The organism is Achromobacter pulmonis, from assembly GCF_002885955.2.
GTDB classification, from domain to species: domain Bacteria; phylum Pseudomonadota; class Gammaproteobacteria; order Burkholderiales; family Burkholderiaceae_B; genus Achromobacter; species Achromobacter pulmonis_A.
On sequence record NZ_POQS01000091.1, the window covers coordinates 1 to 354 of the forward strand.

A 354-nucleotide genomic window follows, 5' to 3' on the forward strand; every position below is an offset into this window, starting at 1 on the left:
CAGCAGGCGCTCGTCCAGGCCCAGGTAGGCGTCCTGCACCAGCACCAGGTCGCCGGGACGCCATACGCCTTGCTCGTGGCGCCAGCCGCCCACCGTGTAGGTGACGCCCCGGCTCTTGGCCCAGCGCATACGCGCCTCCAGCTCGGCGCGGGCCTTGCAGTCGGCCGCATCGGCTGGCGTGTCGCACACGATCAGCGTTTTGCGCGGTGCGCGCACGCGCGGGTCGGATGCCTTGCTCTTGGGGCCGGCGGCCTGGCTGCCGCTCCAGGTGTCGCTGCCGGGAGTCTGCCCGACCACGATGTACTCGTTGAAGCGGTCGCGCTCGCTGAACACGCCGCTGCCCTTGCGAATGTT

The 354-nt window shown here is 70.9% G+C and carries 1 protein-coding gene; it reads right to left on the minus strand.

Annotated features, from left to right (window positions below; genetic code table 11):
• Positions 1-354: phage baseplate assembly protein (locus tag C1I89_RS34820; RefSeq protein WP_219929648.1), on the minus strand; the 354-nt coding region annotated here is incomplete at both ends.